The following is a 2,543-nucleotide window of genomic DNA, read 5'->3' as shown; positions in this document are numbered from 1 at the left end:
ACGTCGTAGGTGTCCACCAGCAGCGTGGTGCCGGTACCGAACGCATCGACCTGGGCGCGGAACGCGGCGGGCTCGTCCGGTCCGTCAACACCGCTGTGCAACAGGGTGAAGGCATGCGCGCTGGTACCCACCACCGGCACCCCGTAGCGACGTCCCGCCTCCAGGTTCGACGACCCGGCGAAACCGGCGAGATAGGCCGCTCGCGCCGCGGCGACCGCCGCCCGCTCGTGGGTGCGCCGCGAGCCCATTTCGATCAACGGCCGGCCCGCCGCAGCGCTGACCATGCGGGCGGCCGCCGAGGCGACCGCGGTGTCGTGGTTGAAGATGGACAGCACCAGCGTTTCCAGCACGATGCATTCCGCGAAGCTACCGCGCACCGACAGCACCGGGGAGCCGGCGAAGTACAGCTCACCCTCGGGGTAGCCGTCGACGTCGCCGCGGAACCGGTAGTCGCGTAGGTAGCGCAACGTATCCGGATCCAGGAACTCCGCCAGCGACGCCAATGCGGCGTCATCGAAACCGAACTGGGGCAACGCTTCTAAAAGCCGGTCGGTGCCGGCGACCACACCGTAGCGGCGGCCCTCGGGCAGCCGGCGGGCGAACAGCTGAAAGGTGGTCGCCCGGTTCGCCGTGCCGTCACGCAGCGCCGCGGCAAGCATGGTCAACTCGTACTTGTCGGTCAGAAGTCCCGCGCAGGCCGAGTCGCTCACAGGCCTACGGTATCGGCTGCTGTCACGCCTTCTGCCTGGTGCGGCCCGTGTTTCGGACAACCTCGGCGGCGGCACGCTGTCCGGACTCTATTGCGCCATCCATGTATCCGTGGTGCTCGCGGGCAAGGTCGGTGCCTGCCCAGTGGATGCGTCCGTGCGGTTGGCTGGGCAGGCCCGCTGATTCGGACAATACGGCGGGCGGGGCGAATGCTACTGGGGCGCCGTGGATCCATGGCTGCTGACTCCATGTTTGTTCGAAAACGGCGGTGGGTTCGGTGGCCCGATCACCCAGTAGCTCTGCCAGCTTATTGAGGAGTTCGGTTTGCCGGTCGTCATCCGTCATGCGGCCGAGATCACGTGCAGCGGGGCCGGTGACAAACGCCGCGAGGGTTCCGCGTCCAGCGGGGTCATCTGTGTCGTCGACGACCATCTGGATCGGACCGGCGGTGCACAGCGCCAGCCCGCTGAGTCCCTGTTCACGCCACCAGGGCCGATCGTATTGTGCGATGAATTTCGTGTATGCGCCTAGCCTCAACGCTGCCATGGTGGTGAGCTGTTCGTCCGGCAGCGGGGGTGTGAAGGTCAGCTGCGCGGCCAGCGGCGGGGCGATCGCGACGACGGCCCATCGTGCCGGCAACTCCGATCCGGCGGCGTGAACCTTCACGTGATCGGGTGTTTGTTCTATCGCGGTTACCGGCTTGTTCAACTGCACTGGGTCGATGAGCTGGCTCGCGAGGCGCTCGTAGATCTGGTGTACCCCGCCGACAAACGTGTCCTGCTGCGCGCCGCCGCGGAAGTTGGACAGCCGACGAAGTCCGCGGCCGGAACGCAGGAAAGCCAACAGGTACAAGGCCGACACCTCGGACGTCGCGGCGCCGAGCAAGAGCCCCACGGTCATTTCGAACAACTGCTGGCCGGCCCGGGTGCGGAAGCTGCGATCACGCAGCCACAGACCGTTTCGATGATCTAACCGGGTTCGACGGCGGGTGTGCGCCGGCCCGTCGAATGCGACACCACGGCGCAGTGTCCACAGCTGCGCGGTTCCCAGCGCGATGTCGGCGGACACATCGACGGGAAGCTGCGGCCGCTGCCCGTTGAGGTGATAGCGGTGTCCATCGATGTCGAGCACACCGTGTCCGGCCAACCACTGCGGGCGTGTTGGCACCTTGAGCTCGGCGGCCAGACGAGCGATGCGATGCTGGGTCGGGCCGATCCAGTGCGCGCCGACGTCGACTTGCTCGCCGTCGACGGTGGTGGTGAGCATCTTGCCGCCGATGCGCTCGCTTGCTTCCAGCACCGTCACTTTGAGGCCCGCGTGCTGTAGCGAGCGAGCGGCGATCAGGCCGCTCAGGCCTGCGCCGACCACAACGACATCCACACACTTCACAGGGTCGACCCTCCGGTCTGTCCAGGGTCTGGGGCGCACGGCGGCAATCGGGGCAGCCGGGCCGAATCCCTGGAATTCGGTCACGGTGAGATCCATTGTCATACCGAATGGCAGAAACGCCACCACCGCCGTGCCGGCCTTTCATGACCTGCGGGCGCCAAAAGCGGTGACTGGCTATCAGCCCACGCCTGATCACCCCGAAACCCGACGCTGGAAACCGTCACCGTGTCAGCGGCCCCGCATCCACGAAGACGTCTCGGTATCCTGACGGGTATGGCCGCGTCAGCACCGCCCTCCGCACCGGTGAAGCCGAGCACCACCGGCCAACGGCGTGACGAGCCCCTCGACGTCACCGATCGCCCGTGGATCACCATCGTCTGGGATGACCCCATCAACCTGATGACCTACGTGACCTACGTCTTTCAGAAGCTGTTCGGCTACAGCGA

The 2,543-nt window shown here is 66.6% G+C and carries 3 protein-coding genes; 1 reads left to right on the top strand and 2 read right to left on the bottom strand.

Features of this window, described 5'->3' with window-relative positions; genetic code table 11:
- Both AC2VON_RS13000 and AC2VON_RS12995 read right to left on the bottom strand, forming a co-directional pair.
- A partial coding sequence (locus AC2VON_RS13000) for a beta/alpha barrel domain-containing protein (RefSeq protein ID WP_486953337.1) occupies positions 1-659 on the bottom strand: 659 nt, incomplete at its 3' end.
- Between the two features lie 73 nt (positions 660-732).
- Entirely contained in the window at positions 733-2,097 is a 1,365-nt protein-coding gene (locus tag AC2VON_RS12995; RefSeq protein WP_486953335.1) for a flavin monoamine oxidase family protein, read from the bottom strand.
- A 273-nt stretch (positions 2,098-2,370) separates the two neighbouring features.
- Between AC2VON_RS12995 and AC2VON_RS12990 the strand changes: the two genes are divergently transcribed.
- Positions 2,371-2,543, top strand: a 173-nt coding sequence (locus AC2VON_RS12990) for an ATP-dependent Clp protease adaptor ClpS (protein WP_486953336.1), incomplete at its 3' end; no start/stop codon positions are given.

The organism is Mycobacterium sp. TH-M82 (assembly GCF_057473605.1).
This window is presented reverse-complemented; position numbering and strand designations above follow the sequence as displayed.